Raw genomic sequence first — 1,882 nt, 5'->3', positions numbered from 1 at the left:
AGAAGCTGCATGTTGTCTACAATGGCATTGATCTCGCGGGCTACACCGTGCGCTCCGCCCCCCCCAAAGACCTTACCCTGGGCTACCTCGCCCGGATGTATGAGCCCAAGGGTCTGGGAACCCTGATCGAGGCGTTTCTCTTGCTCGCCCCACGCCTGCCACAGCTCAAGCTCGCGGTCGCGGGAGCGCAGGTGGGCTACGATCCGACCTATGTGGCGCAGCTCACGCAGAAACTTACGGCGGCAGGGCTTGCCCCGCGCGTGAGCTGGCATCCTAATATCAGTCGCGACGAAAAAATCCGATTTCTTCGGAGCCTCACCGCCCTCTCCGTCCCAGCCACCTACGGCGAGTCGTTCGGGCTCTACGTGATCGAGGCGCTCGCCGCAGGGGTTCCCGTCGTCCAGCCGCGCCACGGTGGATTCCCCGAGATTCTCGCGCAGACCGGCGGCGGAGTTCTCTACGACCCGCTCACTCCCACCGCCCTGGCCGATGCCCTCGAAACGCTCCTCTCCGACCCACAAGCAGCGTTTGAACTCGGTGCCCAGGGCCAAAAAGCCGTCTTTGCGCATTTCAGCGTAGAGGCGATGGCGGAGGGTGTCGAGAAGGTGCTACACTAAATTTATGGCAGTCCTCGAAATCACCGAAGAGCAGATTATCAAAGTCCTAGAGCAGCTCCTCCCTGAGCAACGAGAACGGATTCTCCATCGCTTCACGAGTGACGGCTTTGAACCCGTCTCCTATTCAAAGAGACCTGTTTTTGGTAGTGGGAAAAAAGATATCATCAGTATCGTCGATGATTTCGACGCATCTCTTGAAGATTTTACCGAGTACATGTAATGCGATTACTTTTAGATACACATGCCTTGCTCTGGTATATCTGGGGTGATTCAAGTCTTACAGCAATTGCTAGAAAAACGATTGAAGATCCTCATAACATAATCTATGTCAGCACCGCGAGTCAATGGGAAATCACTGTAAAATACAGCCTAGGAAAACTAATTCTGAATCTTTCGTTACCTGATTTTCTCGCAAAACGAATAGATGGAAATGGCTTTTTAACTCTTCCTATAGAACACACTCACTTACTCACTCTTCCTTCTCTTTCCATGCATCATCGTGATCCATTTGATCGCATTCTGATAGCACAGAGTATTGCCGAAGTAATGCCTATTATCAGTGCGGATGCGGCATTTGATGCGTACCCCGTGACGCGAATCTGGTAAGTCATGCAGACAGGCACTCGCATTCCCGCAATCCGTCAAGGAAACTATTTGTTTCTTGATGCCCGCGTGGGCGAGCGCCTGGTCGTGCTGTGTCTCGACTCAGGGGCAGGTATCCATGTCCTCACGCCCGAAGCGGCGATCCGACTGGGGCTGCTGTCACCCGATGCAGTGAAGCGCAGTGTCACGGGCACGGCGGCGACAGTGGCGGCCCAGCAGATTCACCTGTCGCGGCTCTCGGTGAGTGGCACGGCACTGGCCACTACTGAGGCGGTCGCGGTGGCGCTGCCTCCCTCGCTCGGCTGCGATGGCCTGCTGGGCTACCCGCTCTTCGCGCAGTTCGTTGTCACCCTAGACTATGCCGCGAGCACGGTCACTCTCAGTGCGCCGGAGGGTTTCACCACGCCCGTGGGTGCGGTATCGCTCCCGCTCAAGCTCGACGGGAATATTCCCCAGACCCAGATAGAGTTAGATGGGCTGGCCTGCTGGGTGGAGTTGGACACCGGTTCGAGCGGCGAGCTGGATATTAATGCACCGTTTGTCGAGACCAACAAGCTGAGGGAGCGCTACGCCAAGCGCATCGCCATGCCGACGGGGCTTGGGGTTGGCGGCGTCAGCTACGGCGAGGCGGCGCGGGCGGAGACACTCCAGATCGGTCCGTA

General features: G+C 57.0%; 4 protein-coding genes. All 4 read left to right on the top strand.

The window, feature by feature from the left end:
- Positions 1–617 (top strand): glycosyltransferase family 4 protein (locus tag ACH2EH_RS08240; protein WP_395140659.1); only part of this gene is annotated, 617 nt, incomplete at its 5' end.
- Between the two features lie 4 nt (positions 618–621).
- A complete protein-coding gene (locus ACH2EH_RS08235) occupies positions 622–837 on the top strand; it encodes a hypothetical protein (protein ID WP_395140657.1) in 216 nt (71 codons plus the stop codon).
- On the top strand, positions 837–1,223 hold the full coding sequence (locus ACH2EH_RS08230; RefSeq protein WP_395140655.1) for a type II toxin-antitoxin system VapC family toxin: 387 nt from the start codon (positions 837–839) through the stop codon (positions 1,221–1,223). Before ACH2EH_RS08235 ends, ACH2EH_RS08230 begins: the two co-directional genes overlap by 1 nt.
- Positions 1,224–1,226: 3 nt before the next feature.
- On the top strand, positions 1,227–1,882 hold a 656-nt coding region (locus ACH2EH_RS08225; RefSeq protein ID WP_395140653.1), incomplete at its 3' end, for an aspartyl protease family protein.

This window comes from Armatimonas sp. (assembly GCF_043760365.1).
Lineage (GTDB): Bacteria > Armatimonadota > Armatimonadia > Armatimonadales > Armatimonadaceae > Armatimonas.
This window is presented reverse-complemented; position numbering and strand designations above follow the sequence as displayed.